At 64.9% G+C, this 20,928-nt stretch carries 17 protein-coding genes and 1 tRNA gene; 6 read left to right on the top strand and 12 right to left on the bottom strand.

All coding sequences use genetic code 11. From position 1 onward, the window contains the following. Nucleotides 1–256 precede the first annotated feature (256 nt). The 4 genes from QPK27_RS13195 (at nucleotide 257) to QPK27_RS13180 (ending at nucleotide 6,736) form a co-directional block, all read left to right on the top strand. On the top strand, nucleotides 257–3,256 hold the full coding sequence (locus tag QPK27_RS13195; protein ID WP_290418703.1) for a TonB-dependent receptor: 3,000 nt from the start codon (nucleotides 257–259) through the stop codon (nucleotides 3,254–3,256). A 232-nt stretch (nucleotides 3,257–3,488) separates the two neighbouring features. Then, the gene (locus QPK27_RS13190) at nucleotides 3,489–4,199 is read left to right on the top strand and encodes a SapC family protein (RefSeq protein WP_290418702.1); all 711 of its coding nucleotides are present in this window, start codon (nucleotides 3,489–3,491) and stop codon (nucleotides 4,197–4,199) included. Continuing rightward, on the top strand, nucleotides 4,183–5,196 hold the full coding sequence (locus QPK27_RS13185; protein WP_290418701.1) for a cupin-like domain-containing protein: 1,014 nt from the start codon (nucleotides 4,183–4,185) through the stop codon (nucleotides 5,194–5,196). Before QPK27_RS13190 ends, QPK27_RS13185 begins: the two co-directional genes overlap by 17 nt. Nucleotides 5,197–5,221: 25 nt before the next feature. Continuing rightward, complete coding sequence (locus QPK27_RS13180; protein WP_290418700.1) at nucleotides 5,222–6,736, top strand: tryptophan halogenase family protein; 1,515 nt, start codon at nucleotides 5,222–5,224, stop codon at nucleotides 6,734–6,736. A gap of 62 nt (nucleotides 6,737–6,798) precedes the next feature. Here the strand turns inward: QPK27_RS13180 and QPK27_RS13175 are convergent, their stop codons facing one another. The 9 genes from QPK27_RS13175 to QPK27_RS13135 form a co-directional block, all read right to left on the bottom strand. Then, a complete protein-coding gene (locus tag QPK27_RS13175; RefSeq protein WP_290418699.1) occupies nucleotides 6,799–8,103 on the bottom strand; it encodes a sugar MFS transporter in 1,305 nt (434 codons plus the stop codon). A gap of 13 nt (nucleotides 8,104–8,116) precedes the next feature. After that, entirely contained in the window at nucleotides 8,117–9,085 is a 969-nt protein-coding gene (locus tag QPK27_RS13170) for a glucokinase (RefSeq protein WP_290418698.1), read from the bottom strand. Next, nucleotides 9,082–11,583, bottom strand: coding sequence for a glycoside hydrolase family 3 protein (locus QPK27_RS13165; protein WP_290418697.1), 2,502 nt, complete (start codon nucleotides 11,581–11,583; stop codon nucleotides 9,082–9,084). Before QPK27_RS13165 ends, QPK27_RS13170 begins: the two co-directional genes overlap by 4 nt. 35 nt (nucleotides 11,584–11,618) lie before the next feature. Next, nucleotides 11,619–13,004 (bottom strand): GH1 family beta-glucosidase, encoded by a 1,386-nt coding sequence (locus QPK27_RS13160; protein ID WP_290418696.1) that lies wholly within the window; start codon nucleotides 13,002–13,004, stop codon nucleotides 11,619–11,621. Nucleotides 13,005–13,130: 126 nt separating this feature from the next. Next, nucleotides 13,131–14,183, bottom strand: coding sequence for a LacI family DNA-binding transcriptional regulator (locus QPK27_RS13155; protein ID WP_290418695.1), 1,053 nt, complete (start codon nucleotides 14,181–14,183; stop codon nucleotides 13,131–13,133). Between the two features lie 74 nt (nucleotides 14,184–14,257). Continuing rightward, nucleotides 14,258–15,301, bottom strand: coding sequence for an ABC transporter ATP-binding protein (locus QPK27_RS13150; protein WP_290418694.1), 1,044 nt, complete (start codon nucleotides 15,299–15,301; stop codon nucleotides 14,258–14,260). A gap of 7 nt (nucleotides 15,302–15,308) precedes the next feature. Beyond that, nucleotides 15,309–16,145, bottom strand: coding sequence for a carbohydrate ABC transporter permease (locus QPK27_RS13145; protein WP_290418778.1), 837 nt, complete (start codon nucleotides 16,143–16,145; stop codon nucleotides 15,309–15,311). Between the two features lie 56 nt (nucleotides 16,146–16,201). Beyond that, nucleotides 16,202–17,092 carry a carbohydrate ABC transporter permease gene (locus tag QPK27_RS13140; protein ID WP_290418693.1) on the bottom strand — a complete coding sequence of 297 codons (891 nt, stop codon included), beginning with the start codon at nucleotides 17,090–17,092 and terminating at the stop codon, nucleotides 16,202–16,204. A 4-nt stretch (nucleotides 17,093–17,096) separates the two neighbouring features. Next, nucleotides 17,097–18,356: an ABC transporter substrate-binding protein gene (locus QPK27_RS13135; RefSeq protein ID WP_290418692.1), complete on the bottom strand. Its 1,260-nt coding sequence runs from the start codon at nucleotides 18,354–18,356 to the stop codon at nucleotides 17,097–17,099. A 373-nt stretch (nucleotides 18,357–18,729) separates the two neighbouring features. On the opposite strand from QPK27_RS13135, the gene QPK27_RS13130 reads away from it, so the two are divergent. After that, on the top strand, nucleotides 18,730–19,191 hold the full coding sequence (locus QPK27_RS13130) for a HipA domain-containing protein (RefSeq protein WP_374047062.1): 462 nt from the start codon (nucleotides 18,730–18,732) through the stop codon (nucleotides 19,189–19,191). Beyond that, nucleotides 19,127–19,411, top strand: a complete 285-nt coding sequence (locus QPK27_RS13125; RefSeq protein ID WP_290418691.1) for a helix-turn-helix domain-containing protein — start codon at nucleotides 19,127–19,129, stop codon at nucleotides 19,409–19,411. Before QPK27_RS13130 ends, QPK27_RS13125 begins: the two co-directional genes overlap by 65 nt. Nucleotides 19,412–19,542: 131 nt before the next feature. Here the strand turns inward: QPK27_RS13125 and QPK27_RS13120 are convergent. The 3 genes from QPK27_RS13120 to QPK27_RS13110 all read right to left on the bottom strand — a co-directional run bounded on the left by QPK27_RS13120 (nucleotide 19,543) and on the right by QPK27_RS13110 (nucleotide 20,896). Further along, nucleotides 19,543–19,618, bottom strand: a tRNA-Thr gene (locus tag QPK27_RS13120). A 28-nt stretch (nucleotides 19,619–19,646) separates the two neighbouring features. After that, nucleotides 19,647–20,138 (bottom strand): ClpXP protease specificity-enhancing factor, encoded by a 492-nt coding sequence (locus QPK27_RS13115; RefSeq protein WP_290418690.1) that lies wholly within the window; start codon nucleotides 20,136–20,138, stop codon nucleotides 19,647–19,649. 146 nt (nucleotides 20,139–20,284) lie between these two features. Then, a complete protein-coding gene (locus QPK27_RS13110; protein WP_211522107.1) occupies nucleotides 20,285–20,896 on the bottom strand; it encodes a glutathione S-transferase N-terminal domain-containing protein in 612 nt (203 codons plus the stop codon). Nucleotides 20,897–20,928: the final 32 nt, after the last annotated feature.

Here is a 20,928-nt window from a genome sequence, read left to right as displayed (position 1 = left end):
CGTCGTTGCTGTTCCTTCCATGCGCGATGCCAACGGACCCCGGCCCGGCCGGGACGGCCGGCGCCTGCCGGCGGTGGCGGCGGGACTGTCCCGGCAAGGAGGTGTCCGGGAGTGAGGATGCGGTAAGGATGCGGCAAGGCGGCAGTGCACGCGGGCGCAGCCTGCGTTGGTAGGAGACACCGTGGATGGGTGACGGTCATATTTATAAAAAAAGACAGGAGAACACATGTATTACCCGAAGGCCAAACAGACTTTAATGAGCCTGGCAGTCGCCAGCGCCTGCGCCGCATTCATGCCGGCCTACGCTCAAGAGCAGGCCGCCGAGCCTAGCCCGACCAGCGCCTCGACCCAGGCGACGGACCCCGCCAGCAACCCGACCGGTTCGATCACCGGCCCGGCCCAGAACGGCGCCCAGACCGTGGTCGTGACCGGCCTGCGCGCCAGTCTCGAATCGTCGCTGAACCTCAAGCGCAATGCGCAGGGCTTCGTCGACGGCATCGTCGCCGAAGACATCGGCAAATTCCCCGATACCAACCTGGCCGAATCGCTGCAGCGCATCTCGGGCGTGTCGATCGATCGCAGCGCGATCGGCGAAGGTTCGCGCGTCACCGTGCGCGGCGTGGGTCCCGACTTCAACCTGGTGCTGCTCAATGGCCGCCAGATGCCGAACTCGAGCCTGAGCGACCGCAACGGCCGCGCTTTCGATTTCGCCAACCTCGCCTCGGAAGCCATCTCGCAACTGCAGGTCTACAAATCGAGCCGTGCCGAAACCCCGACCGGCGGCATCGGCGCCACCATCAATGTGGTCACCGCGCGTCCGCTGTCGCGTCCCGGCATGCAGGCCAGCATCGGCGTCAAGGGCGTGCACGACACCTCGGCCAGCAACCTGCCGGACGATATCAAGCACGGCAACAAGGTCACCCCGGAGCTGTCCGGCATCTATAGCAATACGTCGGCCGACGGCCGCTTCGGCATCGGTCTCTCGGCCAGCTACCAGGAACGCAACTTGGGCTTCAACCGCGCCGCGGTCTCGAATGGCTGGAAAGGCCCGTACCCGAGCCCCCTCAACGGCGCCGGTCCACTGCCCCAGCCGGGCCAGCCGGGTTCCGAGAACATCGTCAATCGCCCGGGTCCCGACGACATCTACCAGCTGCCGCAGAACCTGAACTACAGCATGAACGGCGTGCAGCGCGAGCGCACCAACGGCCAGGTGGTGTTCCAGTTCGCCCCGAACAAGGACCTGACCACCACCGTCGACTACACCTACTCGGAAAACAAGATCCACACCCGCCGCGCCGACATGTCGGCCTGGTTCAACTTCGGCCCGTCGTCGAGCACCTGGAGCGACGGCCCGGTCGCCGCGCCGCTGGTGTATACCGAATTCATCCCTGGGGCCAACTCCGACATCGCCATGGGCGGCGCCGACTTCGCGACCAAGAACGAGAACAAGTCGCTCGGCTTCAATGCCGCATGGCGTGTCAACAGCGACGTGCGCCTCGAGCTCGACATGCACAGCTCGTCGGCCGAGTCGACCCCGAACAGCCCGTTCGGCTCGAGCAATACGCTCAGCACCGCCAGCTTCAGCCGCGGTGACACCACCGTTGACTTCCGGGAGGACTTCCCGGTCCTGAGCATCCAGGGCGCCGACTTCAATCGCGCGCCGCAACAGGTCACCGGTTCGGTGTTCGAAAACGGCTACATGAAGACCGAGATCGACCAGATCCAGACCCACGGCAGCTGGAAGGTGCTGGAAGCGTCCGAACTGAAGTTCGGCCTGGGCGCGACCAAGCTCGACTACCGCTCGGCATTCTCGGTGATGCAGCGCGACACCTGGGGCGGCGCCACCAGCCCGGCGGACTACCCGGCCAGCGTGTTCCATGCCGAGACCCTGGCCAAGTACTTCGACAACATCGACGGCAGCGGCAATCCGGCCCTGTTCAATACCTTCAACACCTTCAATTTCGACCAGGTGCGCCAGCTCGCCGCCGCCGCGACCGGCAAGCCGGAGGAGTACCTGCCGAAGACCACCTACGACAACGACCAGCGCACCGAAGAAAAGTCGAAGAGCCTGTACCTGCAGTTCAACACCGAGTTCGACGGCCGCTTCCCGGTCACCACCTCCCTCGGCGTGCGCTACGAAAAAACCGACGTCACCTCGAGCGCACTGGTGCAGACGCCGACCGCGCTGCAATGGGTGTCGCAGAACGAACTGGGCGTGATGTTCGACGGCCGCAACTTCACCACGCTCAAGGGCAAGTACAGCCACGTGCTGCCGAGCTTCGATGCCGACATCGCGCTGCGTTCGGACATCAAGGGCCGCTTCAGCTATGGCGAAACCATCGGCCGTCCGCGCTACGACCAGATCGCCGGCGGCCAGGTGCTGGACCGCCAGGCACGTGTCGACGGCGGCACCGGCTCGCAGGGCAATCCGTCGCTGGAGCCGGTCAAGTCGAAGAACATCGACCTGGCGCTCGAGTGGTACTACGATCGCCAGAGCTACGTCTCGGTCAACCACTTCCGCAAGCACCTGGAAAACTACGCCGGCCAGATCCAGATCCAGGACCAGCCGTTCGGGATCCGCACGCCGGTCGGCGGTCCGCGCTGGAACGCGGCCCTGGCCAATGGCTGCGCGACCGCCGACACCACCTGCATCCGCAACTACATCCTGCGCACCTATGCGGGACAACCGGGCATCGTCAACCGCCCGGACAACCCTTCCGGGAACGCGGAAGGCGACATCATCGCCCTCGCCGAAGACCCGATCGCGAACTTCCGCATCTCGTCGTATGCGAACCAGCGCAAGGACCGCATCCGTGGCCTGGAATTCAATCTCCAGCACATGTTCGGCAACAGCGGCTTCGGCGTCCAGGCCAACTACACCTACGTCAAGTCGGGCCTGCAGTACGACAATGCCAACGTCAGCCAGCAATTCGCGCTGGCCGGCCTGAGCGATTCGGCCAACCTGGTGGGCATCTTCGAGAACGACAAGTGGAGCGTGCGCGCGGCCTACAACTGGCGCGACAAGTTCCTGACCTCGCTTGCCGACGACGCCGGTCCGAACCCGCAATATGTCGAAGCCTACGGCCAGCTGGACCTGAGCGTCGGCTATAACGTCAACGAGAACCTGAGCGTCTCGTTCGAGGGCATCAACCTGACCGACGAGATCCAGCGCATCCATGGCCGCAACAAGTCGCAGGCGCTGTTCGTGACCCAGTCGGGGCCGCGCTACATGGTGGCCGCGCGCTACAAGTTCTGATCGACCGGCCGCCTGAAAACCGGCCGCGGGCAGTATCGCCGCGGCCGGGTTTCGGGGTAGACTTGCCTGATCGGTTTCTCGGGAAGCACCGTAGTGAAGAACACCACGCATTGCGTCGTATCAAGATGGCGGCAGGCCGGTTTCGAACCGGTCCGCCGCCATTTTCTTTGCGCGCGCCTGATCCGAGCCAAGCGCGCCTGCGCATGACAACAACGACGACAACGAGACTCACATGCCCAACATCGCCCTGCTGAACAACATCGAGCACAAGGACCTGCGCGTCATCACCGGCCACCGCCCCGGCCTGGGCAGCGACGTCGCCTGGGCGCCGACCTTCGGCGCCGAATTCCGCGCCCTGCAGGGACACTATCCGATCATCTTCCGCCAGTCGGACGACGGCCAGCGCTTCGAAGCGATCGCCTTGCTCGGCTTCATGGAAGACGAGAACCTGTTCCTGGTCGACGGCCGCTGGGACGCGCACACGGTGCCGATGCTGCTCGAGCGCCAGCCGTTCCTGATCGGCCGCAACGGCGACGAGCTGATGATCCAGATCGACCTGGACAACCCGCGCGTGAGCAAGACCGAAGGCCAGCCGATCTTCAAGGAGCACGGCGGCTCGAGCGACTACCTGCAGCACGTCAACGACGTGCTGTCGACCATCCACCATGGCGTGCAGGCCAACGTCGGCTTCATCGAGGCCCTGATGCGCCACCAGCTGCTGGAAGGTTTCACCTTCGACCTGACGCTGGACGACGGCTCGCAACACCGCCTGGCCGGCTTCTTCACCATCGCCGAAGAGCGCCTGGCGGGCCTCGATGCGGCGGCCGTGGACGAACTGCACAAGGCCGGCTACCTGCAGCAGATCTACTTCGCCATGGCCTCGCTGTCGAACTTCCGCAACCTGGTCGACCGAAAGAACAAACGCGATGCTGCCCGCCGCTAAACCCATCCGCGAAATCAGCGGCCTGCGTCCGGGCGATCTTGGTGACGACATACTGACATCGACGGAGCCGCTGCTGTTGCGCGGCCTGGTGCGCGACTGGCCGATGGTGCAGGCGGGGCTGCAGTCGCCGCAGGCGGCCGACGCCTACCTGCGCCGCTTCTACGGCGACGCCACCGTCAACGCCATGCTCGGCGCGCCCGAGATCGACGGCCGCTTCGGCTACAACGACGATCTCACCGGCTTCAACTTCTATCCGGTGCGGGTGCGGCTCGATACCGTGCTGGCCGAGCTGGAAAAGCACCGGGCGACCGAACCGTCGCCGACCATCTACGTCGGCTCGACCAGCATCGAGGGTGCGCTGCCGGGCTTCCTCGGCGAGAACGACGTCGACCTGAAAGGGCGCGACGCGCTGGCCAGCATCTGGATCGGCAACCACACCGTGATCGCGGCCCACTACGACCTGCCGGACAACCTGGCCTGCGTCGCGGTGGGCCGGCGCCGCTTCACGCTGTTCCCGCCGGGCCAGCAGCACAACCTGTACGTCGGCCCGCTCGACTTCACGCCGGCCGGGCAGGCCATCAGCCTGGTCGATTTCGCCCGGCCCGACCTGGAGCGCTTCCCGCGCTTCGCGCAGGCGATGGAGCACGCCCAGGTGGCCGAGATGGCGCCGGGCGACGCCCTGTTCATTCCCAGCATGTGGTGGCACCACGTCGAGGCGCTGGACCGCTTCAATGTGCTGGTGAATTACTGGTGGCGCCAGTCTCCGGAGTGGATGGACACGCCGATGAACGCCCTGATGCACGCGCTGCTGTCGGTGCGCGACCTGCCGCCGGCGCAGCGCCAGGCCTGGGCCGAATTGTTCCGCCACTACGTGTTCGAAGCGGACGATGAAACCGCGAGCCACATCCCGCCGGCCGCGCGCCGCATGCTGGGACCGATCGACGACAACACGGCGCGCGCGATCCGCGCCCAATTATTAAAGCGGCTCAATCGCTAACTTAATCGCTGACAGGAGACAACAGGTGGAGAATAAAAACAGCGAGACAGGCTTGAAAGGCCGCCCGGTGCGGCGCGTGGTGATCGCCGGTGGCGGCACCGCCGGCTGGATGGCCGCCGCGTGCATCTCGAAGATCCTCGGCAAGCGCCTCGAGATCAAGCTGATCGAATCCGACGAGATCGGGACCGTGGGCGTGGGCGAAGCCACCATCCCGAGCCTGATCAACTTCCACAACCTGCTCGAGATTAACGAGCAGGAGTTCATGGCCGCCACCAACGCCACCTTCAAGCTCGGCATCGGCTTCGAAGGCTGGCGCGACGTCGGCCAGGATTACATCCACTCGTTCGGCATGACCGGCACCGACCACTGGACCGCCGGTTTCCAGCACTTCTGGCGCAAGGGCCGCGAGCGCGGCCTGGCCGGCGACTACGGCGACTACTGCCTGGAGCTGCGTGCGGCCCAGGAAAACCGTTTCGCGCACCTGCCGCGCGGCGGCATGAACTACGCCTACCACCTCGACGCCACCGCCTACGCCAGATTCCTGCGCGCGTTCAGCGAGCGCTTCGGCGTGCAGCGCATCGAAGGCAAGATCATCGACGTCACCACCAGCGCGCTGACGGGCCACATCCGCTCGCTCACGCTCGATTCGGGCGCGGAGATCGAGGGCGACCTGTTCATCGATTGCACCGGCTTCAGGGCGCTGCTGATCGGGCAGGCGCTGGGTGTCGAGTACGAGGACTGGTCGCAGTGGCTGTTCAACGACAGCGCGGCCGCGCTGCAGACGATGTCCGTGGGCGACGCGGTGCCGTACACGCGCTCGATCGCGCACGGCTTCGGCTGGCAGTGGCGCATCCCGCTGCAGCACCGGGTCGGCAACGGCATCGTGTTTTCCAGCCGCCACGTGGACCAGGACCAGGCGATTGAAGCGCTGCAGGACAACGTCGAGGGCGAAGCCCTGATGAAGCCGCGTGTGATCCGCTTCACGCCGGGCCAGCGCAGGCAGGTCTGGAAGGGCAACTGCGTCGCGGTCGGCCTGTCGAGCGGCTTCCTGGAGCCGATCGAATCGACCAGCATCCACCTGATCCAGCGCTCGATCGTGCGCCTGATGCAGATGTTCCCGGCCGACGGCATCGCCCACAGCGACATCGAGGAGTACAACCGGCAGGCCGCGACGGAGGTCGAGCACATCCGCGACTTCATCATCCTGCACTACAAGGTGACCAACCGCGCCGACACCCTGTACTGGCGCCAGGCGCGCGACATGACCGTGCCGCCGTCGTTGCAGCACCGCATCGACCTGTTCCGCCAGACCGGGCGCGTGTTCCGGGTGCCGAACGAGCTGTTCGCCGAGAATTCGTGGATCCAGGTGATGATCGGGCAGGGCATCATGCCGCTGCAGCACCATCAATCGGCCGACCTGATGGGCGACGCCGAGTTGAGCCACTTCCTTGGATCGATCAAGGGCGCGGTCGACCAGACGGTGAGCCAGCTGCCGTCGCACCAGCAGTACGTGCGGCGTTACTGCGCCGCGCCGAAATAAGCCCGGTACGGCTCAAAAAAAATGCCCGCGAATCGCGGGCATTTTTCTTTACAGCGTGATGATCACTCCACCACGACCTTCTGCTTGTGCAGGTTGGCGTACTTGACGCCGTAGTACAGGATGAACAGGTAGCACGCGGCCGGCACCAGGAACGAGATCTGCAGGCCGATGGTGTCGGCCAGGATGCCCTGGATGAACGGCACCACGGCGCCGCCGACGATCGCCATGCACAGGAAGCCCGAGCCCTGGCCGGTGAACTTGCCCAGGCCGTGCAGCGCCATGCTGAAGATGGTCGGGAACATGATCGAGTTGCACAGTCCGACGGCGATGATGGCATACATCGCCAGGCTGCCTTCGGTAAAGGTCGCGGTCAGCACCAGCAGGATCGAGCCGAGCGCGGTGACCGCCAGCGACTTGCCCGGGCTGACGTAGCGCATCACGGCGAAGCCGATGAAGCGGCCGACCAGGGCGCCGCCCCAGTACATGCTGACGTAGTGCGCGGCGTCGGCGTGGCTCAGGCCCGCGATGTGCGGCTCGCCGATGAAGTTGATCAGGAAGCTGCCGATGCTGACCTCGGCGCCAACGTACAGGAAGATGCCGAGCACGCCCAGCACCAGGTGGCGGTAGGCCATGGCGCCGCCCTTGCCGTCGACGGCGACGGTGGTCTCCTCGAACGCGATCTTGGGCAGGCGCGCCACCGCGAACAGCACCGCCAGCAGCGCCAGCGCCGCGGCCAGGCCCAGGTAAGGGCCCTGCACGGCGGCCGCTTCGGCGGCCCGGTGGGCAGCCTGCTCGGCGGCCGGCAGCAGCGCCAGCTGGTCGGCAGTCAATGCCACGGTCGACAGGATCAGGATCCCGCCCAGCGCCGGCGCGACCGTGGTGCCGAGCGAATTGAAGGCCTGCGTCAAGGTCAGGCGGCTGGCGGCGGTGCGCGCCGGCCCCAGCACGGTGACGTAGGGATTGGCCGCCACCTGCAGGATGGTGATGCCGCTGGCCAGCACGAACAGCGCGAACAGGAACATGCCGTAGCCGCCGTTCGAGGCCGGATAGAACAGGGCGCAGCCGGCGGCCGCGATCATCAGGCCGGTGACGGCGCCGTTCTGGTAGCCCAGGCGCCGGATCAGGGCGCCGGCCGGCAGCGACACGATGAAGTAGGCGCCGAAGAAGCAGAACTGCACCAGCATCGCCTGCATGTAGGTGAGGGTATAGATCGACTTCAGGTGCGGGATCAGCACGTCGTTGAGCGACGTGATCAGGCCCCACATGAAGAACAGGATGGTGACGATGACCAGCGCGCCGGTGTGCTGATTGTGTTCACCGTCCGCGGCGGCGCTGGCCACGGCCGGATTCTGTACTGGGTTCTGCATGCGGTCTCCGTTGTTATTGCAGAGGTTTGACTCGATCCGACAGCATAGCCGAAACGCCGCGCAATGCGGGGTATTGTTCAGTAATTAAGTAAGTCGGGATGCGCGCCAGGTAGTCACTCAAGCGCCCCTTGTCCTCGAAGCGGGCGCGGAAGCTTGAGCGTTCGAACAAGCCGCCCAGGCGCGGCACGATGCCGCCGCCGATGTACATGCCGCCGGTGGCGCCCAGCGTCAGCGCCACGTTGCCGGCCACGCTGCCCAGGATCGCGCAGAACGCGTCCACCGTGCCGGCGCAGTCGCCCGAGGAGCCGTCCAGCGCCGCCTGCGTGATGTCGGCCGCCTTGAGACGCTTGCCGGTGCGCGCCCAGTGGATGAGTTCCAGACCCATGCCCGACAGCAGGCGCTCGGCCGAGACGTGGCCGTACTCGCTCCACAGCGCTTCCAGGATCGCCACCTCGTCGCGGTTGCATGGGGCGAAGCTGACGTGGCCACCTTCGCCGGCCAGCGCAACCCAGCGGTTCTCCACCGGGATCACGCCGGAGACACCCAGGCCGGTGCCGGGCCCGATCAAACCGATCGGACGGCCCGCCAGTTCGACGCCGCCGCCGATCCGGCGTTTACCCTCCGGCGCCAGGTGCGGCAGCGCCATCGCCAGCGCCGCGAAGTCGTTCACCACCAGCAGGGTGGCCAGCCCCTGCTCCTGGCGCAGCGCCTCGATCGAGAAGCTCCAGTGGTGGTTGGTCATCCTGACCGCGTCGCCCTCGACCGGGTTGGCGATCGCCAGCGCCGCGTGGTGCACGCCGTCGACCGCCAGCCCGCGCGCGCGGGCGTTGGCCAGGTAGGCCCGCATCGCCTCGCCCAGCGTCGGGTAGGCGGCGCAGGGCAGGACTTCGACGTCGTCGAAGCCGCCGCCAGCGCCAGACTGCAGGGCGAAGCGCGCGTTGGTGCCGCCGATGTCGGCCAGCAGGCGCAGCTCCCGGGTCATTTCAGCTCCTCGCAGCGCACGGCGTCGGCATCCCTGGCGCCGCCGCCGGCGATCTCGATGTTGGCGAATGCGGCAGCGAAGGCTTTATCGCTGGTCACGCTGAACGGCGTGTCCACCTTGGCCAGGTTCACGCCCTTGGCCTGGAAGCAGGACAGAGGAATATTGACGGTCTGCTTGCCGATGCCGGCCAGGCGCTTGAACAGGGCGGTGGCGTCGAGCTGGGTAGCGCCCATCGCCAGCGTCACCTTGCCGTCTGGCGCCTTGGACACGATGGTATCGAAGCGCAGTGCGCCGTCCTTTGCCGCCGCGCTTGGGAGCACCATGGCGCGCGCGCCGCGTGCCTCGAAGGTGGCCGGGCCGCTCCACGTAATCAGCTTGGCATCCTGCTGGGTATTGACCTGCGCGGTGGCGGCAGTCACGTTCGGCAGCTTGAAGGTGGCGTTCAGGTCGGCGCCCAGCACGGTGCTCTGCTGGCCGCTCCTGATCGCCAGCGGATAGCTGGTGCGGTCGGCCTGGGTGAAGACCGAGAAGGTGTTGCTGGCGCTGCAGCCGCCCGCCGGAATCGTTTCATCCAGCTTGCCCACCTTCGAACGTGTGCCGGCCTGCAGGCCATAGCCGTAGGCGAACAGCGGCGCGTACTCCTTGTCGCCCACGTTCAGTTTGGTCTGGCACACCGACTTCGGCCACGAGAATGGCAGCTTGCCCTTGAAGTCGTGGTGCTGGCTGCCGGCCACCAGCAGGTCGGACACGCCCTTGCCCTCGGAACCCGGCAGCCAGGCCGAGATGAAGGTGTCGGAGAGGTTCAGCAGGTCGTTGGCGTACACCGGACGGCCGGTCACCATCACCGTGATCACCGGCTTGCCCTTGCCGGCCACCGCCTTGAGCACCGCCAGGTCTTCCGGATAGCGGCTGCTGTGGCGCAGGGTGCCGGACGGGTGGATGTCGCCGTCGCCTTCCGCATACGGACGCTCGCCGATCACCGCCACCACCGCATCGAACTTGCTGACGTCGACACCCTTGGCGTCGGCGCTGAAGGTCACGTTCTCGTTGCCGCCCGCTTCGCGCAGGCCGGCCAGGATGGTGTCGGCGTTCCTGAAATCGGCATTGGTGTTGGCGGTACCTTGCCAGGTGATGGTCCAGCCGCCGCTCTGGTTCGACAGGTCGTCGGCGCTCTTGCCGACCACCAGGATCTTCTGGCCGCGCTTGAGCGGCAAGGCCGGTCCTTCGTTCTTGAGCAGCACCAGCGACTCGCGCACCGCCTGGCGCGCCAGCGCGCGCGCCTGCATCGCGTCGTCCTTGCCGGCATACGCGTTCTGGGCCGGGCTCTTGTCGAACAGGCCGGCGCGCAGCTTGACGCGGATGATGCGGGTGACGGCGTCGTCGATGCGCGCCATCGGAATCTCGCCGCTTTCCACCTGCTTGATGGTGTTGGCGATGAAGGCCTTCCAGTCGTCCGGCACCATCACCATGTCGACGCCGGCGTTGATCGCCTGGGCGCAGCTGTCGTTGCGGCAGCCTTTGACTTCGCCCTGGCCGTTCCAGTCGGTGACCACGAAGCCGTCGAAGCCCGTCTTGTCCTTCAGGATGCCGGTGAGGACCGGTTTGCTGCCATGCAGCTTGCCGTATTCGGTACCGGTGGCGGTATCGGTCCAGCTGTTGAACGAGGCCATCACCGTCTGCGCACCCGCCTCCAGTGCCGGCAGGTAGCCGGCGCCGTGGATGTTCAGCAGTTCGCTCGCCGTGGCCTTGGTCACGCCGCGGTCCTTGCCGTTCTCGGTGCCGCCGTCGCCGATGAAGTGCTTGGCGGTGGCGATGGTGTTGGCGTCATCCTTGAACGTGCCCTGCATGCCCTTCACGTATTCGCCGGCGTAGCTGCGCACGATCTCCGGGTTCTCGCCATAGCTCTCATAGGTGCGTCCCCAGCGGTCGTCACGCACCACCGCCAGCGTCGGGCCGAACACCCAGGCGATGCCGGTGGCGCGCACGGCTTTCGCGGTGGCGGCGCCGATCTCGCGCACCAGCTGCGGATTGCGCGCCGCGCCCAGGCCGATATTGTGCGGGAACAGGGTGGCGCCCGGCACGTTGTTGTGGCCATGGACCGCGTCGGTGCCCCAGATCACCGGAACCGGAACAGCCATGTCGGTCTTCATCGATGCTTCATGATAGGCCTGGGCCAGCGCCAGCCACTCTTTCGCAGAGGCGTTCTTGTTCCCGTTCGGCCAGCTGCCGCCGCCATTCAGTACCGAGCCGAGGTAGTACTTGCGCACGTCGTCCGGCTTGGCGGCCTTGATCTCGGGCTGGGTCATCTGGCCGATCTTCTGCGCCAGCGTCATCTTGCCGACGATGTCCTGCACGCGCTTTTCCAGCGCCGCATCCCTGGCGATGGCGCTGCGCACCTGCGGCCAGTCCTTCAGCGCAGGAGTAGCGGTGGCTGCGCCGCACAGAACGGGGAGGGCGAGGGCGATGGCAAGGGTGCAGGTGCGAAGTTTCAGGGTCATGGGTCGTGTCTCGTCGTTGTTGATGGAGTGTTCAATCATTCCTGGCGCAGGAAAGCGCGGTACCACTTGCCGCTGTTCTTCAGGCGGCGCTGCTGGGTCTCGTAGTCGATGTGGACCAGGCCGAAGCGCTTCAGGTAGCCCTCGGCCCATTCGAAGTTGTCGAGCAGGCTCCAGGCGAAGTAGCCCTTCACCGGCACGCCGTTGTCGATCGCGTCCTTGAGCGAGGCGAGGTGGCGCATCAGGTACTGGCGGCGCTGGACGTCGTCCACTTCGCCATTCGCATCGACCGTGTCGTCGAACGCCGAGCCGTTCTCGGTGACGTACATCGGGCCCGGGTGGTAGTCGTTCTCGATGCGCGTGAGCAGTTCGCTCAGGCCTTCTGGTGCCACCGGCCAGCCCATCGCGGTGATTTCTCCTTGCGTGGTCGGCAGCACTCTGGCGCGGAACGGCGCGTGATCGGGAGCGTCGGCGACGACTTCGGGGAAGTAGTAGTTCACGCCCATGAAGTCGGTCTTCACGGCGATCGCTTCCATGTCGCCGGCTACGACATCCGGTGCGGCGTCGCCAATCAGGTCCAGCGTGGCCTGTGGATAGCCGCGCCCGAACAGCGGGTCGAGGAACCAGCGGTAGCGCAGGCCGTCGTGGCGTTCCATCGCCGCCTGGTCTTCAGGGCTGCCGCTGGCCGCGCGCAGCGGGTGCAGGCTGACCGCCATGCCGACTTGCGCGTCCGGCACATTCGCGCGGATCACGGGCGTGGCCTTGCCATGCGAGACCAGCACGTTGTGCGCCACCTGCAGCGCCGTTTTCAGGCTGGTGTTGCCCGGCGCGTGCCAGCCTTCGTAGTTGCCGATGATGGCCGTGCACCATGGCTCGTTGTGGGTGATCCAGTGCTTGACGCGGTCGCCCAGCGTGCGCGTCATGGCATCGGCGAAGTCGACGAAAGCGTCGATCGTGGCGCGGTTTTCCCAGCCGCCCGCATCCTGAAGCGTTTGCGGCAGGTCCCAGTGGTACAGCGTGGCCCATGGCTGCAAGCCGCGTTCCAGCATGCCGTCCACCAGGCGCGAATAGAAGTCCAGGCCCTTTTGATTCGGCTGGCCGTGCTCGCCGGTGTAGATGCGCGGCCAGGCGATCGAAAAGCGGTAGGCATTCAGGCCGATGTCCTGCGCAATGTCGAAGTCTTCCGGCCAGCGATGGTAGTGATCGCAGGCGACCAGGCCGTTCGAGCCATCCTTCACGCGGCCCGGGGTGGCGGCGAAGCGGTCCCAGATCGACTCGACCCGGCCGTCTTCGCGGCCGGCGCCTTCGATCTGGTACGACGAGGTGGCGCAGCCCCACAGGAAGTCGGAGGCGAAGTCGCTGCGCTGCGGTGCAGGGGAAGGTGCGGCAGATTCAGGTCGCTGGTGGCGGTTGGCAGTGGTCATGATTCGCTTTTGGTGAAGTGACGTTGGTCTAAACAATATTCAGGGAAAGCCTTGCGATGCCGTTGGAAAGCTTTCCAGTTTCGGTTCAAAAAAAAGGCCGCGCACGGCCGCGGGGTGTGGGACGCGTCAGCGCTGCGCCTTGTCTCCTTTGGTTCTGGCCTTGCCCTTGCTTCCTGCCGCCTTGGCCAACGAGGCGCGCATGGTGACGCCGACCGGGAAGCTGCGCGTGACCGGGCGCTTGAGGTCATACACGCGGTTGAGCAGGGCGTTGATGCCGTTCTGGGTCATCTCGCGCCATGGCATGTGCACCGACGTCAGGCGCGGCGCCGAGAATTCGGCGCTCGGCGTGTCGTCGTAGCCGATCACCGACAGGTCACGCGGCACGCTGATGCCGGCTTCCTGGAAGTACGACAGGGCGCCGACCGCCATCTCGTCGTTGGCGCAGAACAGGGCGCTGCACGGCGCGCCGGACTCGATCAGCGCTTTCGCCGCCAGCCAGCCGCCCTGCGGCGAGAAGTCGCTTTCCACCATCCAGAGCTTGCCGGTGTCGATGCCGGCGCTTTTCAGTTCCTGCATGAAGCCGTCGGTGCGCGCCACGTTGTCGGCCAGCGCATTCGGGCCGCTGATCACCGCGATGTCGCGATGGCCGTAATCGAGCAGGGTGCGCGCCGCCATGCGGCCGCCCAGCGTATGGTCGACCGTGAAGCACTGCTCGGGAATCGCGTTGAAGTCGTGGTTCAGCGCGACCAATTGGCGCTGCTTGATGCCGAGCGCCGCGATGTCTTCGTCGAGCAGGGCGCTGGTCATCATGATCAGGCCATCGCAACCGCGCTCGATCAGGAACTCGATCCCTTCCATGGCCTGGCGCCGGGCGTCGCCCAGGCCCACGCCGAACGCCACCACCATGTGCAGGCCGGCGGCGCGCAGTTCGGTGTCGATGATCTGCAGGATCGGGGTGTAGAAGGTGCCGGACAACACCGGGATGTAGACGCCCACCATGCGGCTGGTGCCGGACAGCAGGGCGCGCGCCGCATGCGACGGGCGGAAGCCCAGCTCGTCGATCGCCTTGCGCACGCGTTCGAGCGTGGCGGGCGACACCGAGCCCTTGCCGCTGACCACGCGCGAAGCGGTGCCGAGGCCGACGCCGGCCAGACGCGCTACATCCTTGATTGTTGCCACCTACGGTTCCTATCCAAAAATATTAAGTTAACCAACCGTCAAGCATACTGCATTCGCCATGCATACGGCATGTTTTACCAGCGCTGGCCGCTGCCCTGGTCGAACAGCGAGACGCGCGCCGCATCGATGGTAAAGCGCACTGTCTGGCCGCTGGCGAGCGGCCGCGCATCGTGCTCGATCAGCGACAGCGCCTGGCCGCCGCAATCGATCCACACCACCTGGTGATTGCCCATCGGCTCGACCAGCGTGACGGCGCCGCTCATGGGACCATTGTCGTCGATATGGAGGTGTTCCGGGCGCGCCGCCAGCGTTACCGCGCCTTGTTTAGTGGTGGGAAGCGCCATGTTCAATGCGCCGGCGCTGAAGCGCCCCTGCGCATCGACGCTGCCTTCGACGAAGTTCATCGACGGCGAACCGAGGAAGCCTGCCACGAAGCGGTTGGCCGGCCGGTCGTAGACCTCGGCCGGGGTGCCGATCTGCTGGATGCGGCCGCCCTGCATCACCACGATGCGGGTTGCCAGCGTCATCGCCTCGGCCTGGTCGTGGGTCACGTAGACCATGGTCGAGCCAAGCGTCTGGTGCAGCAATTTGAGTTCGCGCCGCAGCTCGGCGCGCAGCTTGGCGTCCAGGTTCGACAGCGGCTCGTCGAACAGGTAGACCCCGGCCTCGCGCACCAGCGCACGGCCGATCGCCACCCGCTGGCGCTGGCCGCCGGAGAGCTGCGACGGCTTGCGCTCCAACAGGGCGTCGAGCTGCAGCATCTCGGCGGTGCGGCGCACGCGGCGCTGGATTTCCGCCTTCGGGGTGCCGGCGATTTTGAGGCCGAACGACATGTTCTTCTCGACCGACATGGTCGGGTACAGCGCATACGACTGGAACACCATGCCGATCCCGCGTTCGCTCGGATCGGCATGGCTCATGTCGCGCCCGCCGATCTCGATCGCGCCGCTCGACAGGTCGATCAGGCCGGCGATGCTGTGCAGCAGGGTCGACTTGCCGCAGCCGGATGGCCCGAGCAGCACCAGGAACTCGCCCGGCTCGATCTGCAGGTCGAGGTCGCGCAGGATCTGGTTGTCGCCGCGGGTGATGCACAGTTTGCGCAGGGTGACGTTCGACATTCCGAGGTTAACCTTTCACGGCGCCGGCGGCGATGCCGCGCACGAACCAGCGTCCGGAGATGAAGTAGATCGCCAGCGGCACCGCGGCGGTGAGGATGGTCGCGGCCATGTTGACGTTGTACAGGCGGGTGCCGGTGGTGGTGTTGATCACGTTGTTCAACTGGACCGTCATCGGCAGGTTCTCGCGGCCGGCGAAGACCAGGCCCAGGATGTAGTCGTTCCAGACGCCGGTGACCTGCATGATCGCCGCCACCACCACGATCGGCAGCGACATCGGCAGCATCACCTGCAAAAAGATGCGCCAGAAGCCGCCGCCGTCGATGCGCGCGGCCTGGAACAGCTCGTGCGGCACCGAGGCGTAGTAGTTGCGGAACAGGAGCGTCATCAGCGGCATGCCGAACACCACGTGCACCAGCACGATGGCAGGGAGAGAGCCGAACACGCCGGCGCGCGCCATCATCCACACCAGCGGATAGATCATCACCTGTACCGGAATGAAGGCGCCGGCCAGCAGCACGCCGAACAGCAGGTTGGCGCCGCGCGGACGCCAGAACGACAAGGCGTAGCCGTTGATCGCGCCGAGCAGGATCGGGATGACGGTGCTGGGCACGGCGATCGCCACCGAGTTCCAGAAGCCCTGGCTGACCGCGCCCCAGGCCTGGCGCCACGGGTCGAGCGTGGCCATGGCGGGCAGGGCGAACACGTTGCCGCTGCGGATCTCGAGCATCGGCTTGAACGAGGTGATGATCATGACGTACAGCGGCAGCAAAAAGAACAGGGCTGCGCTGAACAGGAAGGCGTAGACGCCGATGCGGGCGGGCGTGAAGTGGCGCTTGCGCTTCATTGCCGTCGTTGTCCCGACCGGCAGTGGCGGGGCGATCGCCTGCAGCGAATGGTGGCTCATGCGTGTGCTCCTCCCGCGCGCGCGCGGCGGCTGCGCGCATAGGCATAGGGGGCCAGCAAGGCCAGCACCGGCACCAGCAGCGTCACTGCACCGGCCGACGCCAGGCCGATGTTCGAGCGCAGGAACAGGTGGTCCATGATGAACTTGGCCGGCACTTCGCTGGCGATGCCGGGGCCGCCCTGGGTCATCGCCACCACGGCGTCGAACAGCTTCACCACGGCGGTGGTCAAGAGCAGGAACACGGTGGCGACGGTCGGTCCGAGCATCGGCAGCACGATCTGCAGATAGGTGCGCCAGGCCGGGATGCCGTCCAGGCGCGCTGCCTTGTAGATCTCGGGATCGATGCCGCGCAGGCCGGCCAGCATCAGCGCCATCACCAGACCGGAGGCCTGCCACACGGTGGCGATGACGACCGTGTAGATCACCAGGTCCTGGTGCACGATCCAGTCGAACGAGAAGCCCGTGAAACCCATCTGGCGTACCGCGCCTTCGATGCCGCTGCCCGGCGCCAGCAGCCATTGCCATACCAGGCCGGTGGCGATGAAGGACATCGCGTACGGGTACAGGAACACGGTGCGCAGCACGCCTTCGCCCTTGACGTTCTGGTCGATGAACACGGCCAGCAAGAAGCCGAGCATCATGCAGGCGATGATGAACAGCGCGCCGTAGACGGCCAGGTTGTGCAGCGACAGCAGCCAGCGCTCGTTGTCGAACAGGCGCACGTACTGGGCTGCGCCGATGAATTTCTCGGACGGGAAGGTGCGCGCCGCGGTGAACGAGGTGCGCAGCGTCCACAGCGCGCCGCCGATGTACGCGAGCAGCACCGTCAGCGCCATGGGCAGCAAGGCGACGTGGGGGCTGAGCTTGGCGAGGCGGCGTGCGAGCATGGCGTCAGTATTTGAGGGCGTTGGCGATGCTGCGCTGGACCTTGTCGACCTTGGTGTCCATGTTCCAGTAGGCGGTCAGGATGTCCTGCAGCGCGCCGTTCTGGTCGGGTGTCAGATAGACCTCGGTCACGCCGAGCTGGCGCGAACGGTCCTTGACGATCTCGATGCCCTTCTGCGCGCACATGTCCAGCTGCGTTGCATCGACATCGGTGTGCACCGGGATCGAGCCCTTTAGTTTGCTGAAGGTGACCTGCAGTTCGGGCTGCGAGACCACGTTCGCCAGCAGTTGCTGGGCCTTGACGGTGTTGGGGTTGTCCGTGCGCGGGAACACGAAGACATCGCCCTGCATCAGGTAAGGCGTGTCGGGCTTCAGGCCGGCGATGCAGCCGTAGTGCTGGCCGGGCAGCTGGCCGGCGTTGGTGAATTCGCCCTTGGCCCAGTCGCCCATGATCTGGAAGCCCGCCTTGCCGCTGATGAGCATCGCGGTGGCGTCGTTCCAGTTGCGGCCCGGCGAGCCGGCGTCCACGTACGACTTCATCCGCTTGAAGGCCAGCAGCACGTCGCGAAAGGCCGGCGACTTGATGGCGGCCTGGTCGCGGTCGCGGATCACTTTCAGGTACAGTTCGCGCCCGCCGATATTGGCCAGCAGGCTTGAAAACAGCACCGTCTCCTGCCATGACTGGCCACCGTGGGCCAGCGGGACCAGGCCGGCGGCTTTCAGTTTGTCCAATGCCGCGAACAGTTCCGGCATGCTGGCCGGCTCGCGCTCGATGCCGGCCTTGGCGAAGGCGGCCTTCGAGTACCAGATCCAGGTCTGCATGTGGATGTTGAGCGGCACCGCGTAATAGTGGCCGTCGTGCTTGATCACGTCGATCAGCGGCTCGGGCAGGATGCGGTCCCAGTCCTGGGCCTTGGCCACCAGGTCGACGTTGTTCAGCATGTCCTGCTCGATGACGTCGGTGAATTGCTTGGAGGTGTTGAACTGGGCGGCGGTGGGCGGATTGCCGCCGATGATGCGGTTGATGGTCACCGCGCGCGACTGGTCGCCGCCGGCGATGGCGCTGTCGATCCAGACGCCGCCTGCATTGCGGAAGGCTTGCGCGACCTGCTTGACCGCGCTTGATTCCCCGCCCGAGGTCCACCAATGGATGACCTCGGCCCTGGCCGAAGCGTGGGCCGTTGCGGCAGGCAACGTCAGGGATAGCACAGAAGCGGCGGCGCACAGCCGTGCGCAGGCTGCAGCCATCGTGCGAGGTGTGACCATTGTGTCTCCGTGTCAGCCGTTATTTTTTTAGTACGTTTGGAAACGTTACCATCGGCTTGGTCCGACTATAGCATCGGGTTAAATCAGGGTCAAACAAATCTTGCAGTGTGTAATTTTGACACGGATCGGACACTGATTGTGAATTGATCGGAGAACAAAATTGCAGAGCTAAGCACGTCAGCAGCTTGATGTATATACTCTTTACTTACACACTTTTCTATCATTTTCGAATGCGGGTTCTGGGCTATTCCTGATACTCTTCTGTGTATATGGACGCTACCACACGTACTCTGCAGATATCCATCGACAACCATTAACAGTCACGAGCCATAACGATGTATGCCGGCGTTTAGGCAAGGTCGCCACCGATCCCGTGCGTGAGGTCATTGAATACGCCAAAAGGGATATCGCGCATATTGTCTTGGGAAATAAGGATAATCACGGGCGCAATACGGCGATTCAACGCCGGCCTGACGGCAGGATAGCGCTGACGCCTTTGTTCGATTTCGCGCCGATGTGGCTGCATCCGGATGGCATCGCCAGGCGTATTCGGTGGCAAGCCGATGATGGCGGCGCACCAGATTGGGCCAGTGTCGTCGTACAGGCATGCGCAGCAGCGCAGATCGATGAAGCCAGGGTGCGCAGCGAGATAAGAACGATGGCAATGCCAGTGGCGACGGTATTGGACGATGCACGCCGGTTAGGAAGAGTTCCTGACTCCATTGGCCAAGACAGTCGAAAATGTCCGTTCCCAACTGGAGAGACTGTAAATGGACAAGCGTTTCAAACCCTTGTCACCTGCCGAGGCGATCGAAGCGCGCAGGGCACTGGCTGACGAACTCGCAGCCGATCCCGCGATGCCGATTCCAACTGTTATCAGGAAAATCCGGGGTGCGTTACGACTCACGATTGCGGAATACGCGAAACTATGCGGCGTATCGGCGCGCACGCTGCAGGATATCGAACGCGAACAATCAAGTCCGACACTCGCAACGACCGAAAAACTGTTGCGGCCGATGGGAATGGTTGTCAGTGCAGTCCCGAAGCGTCGGTAGTCAGTGAGTCACACGCCTGTCGTCGATAAAGCGGGCCGCAATAAAAACATGCCGCTACGGACGTACCGATTGCGCGTGGCCTGAAAAACAAAAAGCCCAACCATATTGGCTGGGCTAAGTGCTTGATTCTGTGGTGCCGACTGCAGGACTCGAACCCGCCACCTGATGATTACAAATCAACTGCTCTACCTGATGAGCTAAGTCGGCACGTGATCGTTAGAACAACAATTATACGCTATTTGATGCGGGTCAACGTCGGACGTCCGCCTTTCTTTGGCGGTTCGTCGTCGCCATCCGACGGCGTCGATGCGGTCTCGCTGACCACCGGCGAATCGACACCTTTCGACGGCACGGCCGACAGCGACGGCGCTGCAGGCGCGCTCTCGGCTTCCGGCGCCGGCATCTCGGCCGCCGTCGTGTTCACCTCGAACGCCATCCCCTGGCCATTTTCGTTGGCATAAATCGCCAGCACGTTCTGGACCGGGATATAGATCTCGCGCGACACGCCATTGAAGCGCGCATGGAAGTGGATCGCCTCGTTGTCCATCTTCAGGCGCGAGGTGGCGCCGAAGCTGATGTTGAGGATGATCTCGCCCTTCCTGACGTATTCCATCGGCACTGTCGTTGCCCCATCGACCTTAACGGCGATATAGGGCGTGTAGCCGCTGTCGCTGCACCATTCGTAGATGGCGCGCAGCAGGTAGGGTTTGGTGGAGATCTCTGCCATGGTGTTGTTGTCTTGATTACAGCGGTCACGCCAGTCTACCGGATTCGCCCAGGAGGCGCGGTATGTCTGGCGTGTAAGGTGCGCAGCGTGAAGCGGAACGCAGGTTCCGCTTCACGCGATACTGACGTCCGATCAATGGCGTCGGATCAGCGACGCATCACTTTCTCGGACGGGGTCAGCGCCTCGATGTAGGCCGGACGCGAGAAGATGCGCTCGGCGTACTTCATCAGCGGGGCCGCGGTCTTCGACAGTTCGATGCCGTAGTGGTCCAGGCGCCACAGCAGCGGGGCAATGGCCACGTCCAGCATCGAGAACTCGTCACCCAGCATGTACTTGTTCTTCAGGAACAGTGGTGCCAGAGTGGTCAGGCGGTCGCGGATTTCGGCGCGCGCCTTGTCGTGGTTCTTGTCGTTGGTCTTGTTGCGCTCGCTTTCCAGCGTGTGCACGTGGACGAACAGCTCTTTTTCGAAGTTGAACAGCATCAGGCGGGCACGGGCGCGCATCAGCGGGTCGGCCGGCATCAGCTGCGGGTGCGGGAAGCGCTCGTCGATGTACTCGTTGATGATGTTCGATTCGTACAGGATCAGTTCGCGCTCGACCAGGATCGGTACCTGGCCGTACGGGTTCATGGTCGAAATGTCTTCCGGCTTGTTGAACAGGTCGACGTCGCGCACCTCGAAGTCCATGCCCTTTTCGAACAGGACCAGGCGGCAGCGTTGGGAGAACGGGCACGTGGTGCCGGAGTAGAGAACCATCATGGTTTATAGTTCCTTAAGAAACAAAGGGGTGC

This window comes from Massilia sp. YIM B02443, from assembly GCF_030411955.1.
Classification (GTDB): Bacteria; Pseudomonadota; Gammaproteobacteria; order Burkholderiales; family Burkholderiaceae_D; genus Telluria.
This window is presented reverse-complemented; position numbering and strand designations above follow the sequence as displayed.

Bases quoted from the DNA above. Each gene is read 5' to 3' on its own strand.
- QPK27_RS13195 (WP_290418703.1), top strand. From the start codon at position 257: ATGAGCCTGGCAGTCGCCAGCGCCTGCGCCGCATTCATGCCGGCCTAC.
- QPK27_RS13190 (WP_290418702.1), top strand. From the start codon at position 3,489: ATGCCCAACATCGCCCTGCTGAACAACATCGAGCACAAGGACCTGCGC.
- QPK27_RS13185 (WP_290418701.1), top strand. From the start codon at position 4,183: ATGCTGCCCGCCGCTAAACCCATCCGCGAAATCAGCGGCCTGCGTCCG.
- QPK27_RS13175 (WP_290418699.1), bottom strand. From the start codon at position 8,103: ATGCAGAACCCAGTACAGAATCCGGCCGTGGCCAGCGCCGCCGCGGAC.
- QPK27_RS13170 (WP_290418698.1), bottom strand. From the start codon at position 9,085: ATGACCCGGGAGCTGCGCCTGCTGGCCGACATCGGCGGCACCAACGCG.
- QPK27_RS13165 (WP_290418697.1), bottom strand. From the start codon at position 11,583: ATGACCCTGAAACTTCGCACCTGCACCCTTGCCATCGCCCTCGCCCTC.
- QPK27_RS13160 (WP_290418696.1), bottom strand. From the start codon at position 13,004: ATGACCACTGCCAACCGCCACCAGCGACCTGAATCTGCCGCACCTTCC.
- QPK27_RS13150 (WP_290418694.1), bottom strand. From the start codon at position 15,301: ATGTCGAACGTCACCCTGCGCAAACTGTGCATCACCCGCGGCGACAAC.
- QPK27_RS13145 (WP_290418778.1), bottom strand. From the start codon at position 16,145: ATGAAGCGCAAGCGCCACTTCACGCCCGCCCGCATCGGCGTCTACGCC.
- QPK27_RS13140 (WP_290418693.1), bottom strand. From the start codon at position 17,092: ATGCTCGCACGCCGCCTCGCCAAGCTCAGCCCCCACGTCGCCTTGCTG.
- QPK27_RS13135 (WP_290418692.1), bottom strand. From the start codon at position 18,356: ATGGTCACACCTCGCACGATGGCTGCAGCCTGCGCACGGCTGTGCGCC.
- QPK27_RS13125 (WP_290418691.1), top strand. From the start codon at position 19,127: ATGGACAAGCGTTTCAAACCCTTGTCACCTGCCGAGGCGATCGAAGCG.
- QPK27_RS13115 (WP_290418690.1), bottom strand. From the start codon at position 20,138: ATGGCAGAGATCTCCACCAAACCCTACCTGCTGCGCGCCATCTACGAA.
- QPK27_RS13110 (WP_211522107.1), bottom strand. From the start codon at position 20,896: ATGATGGTTCTCTACTCCGGCACCACGTGCCCGTTCTCCCAACGCTGC.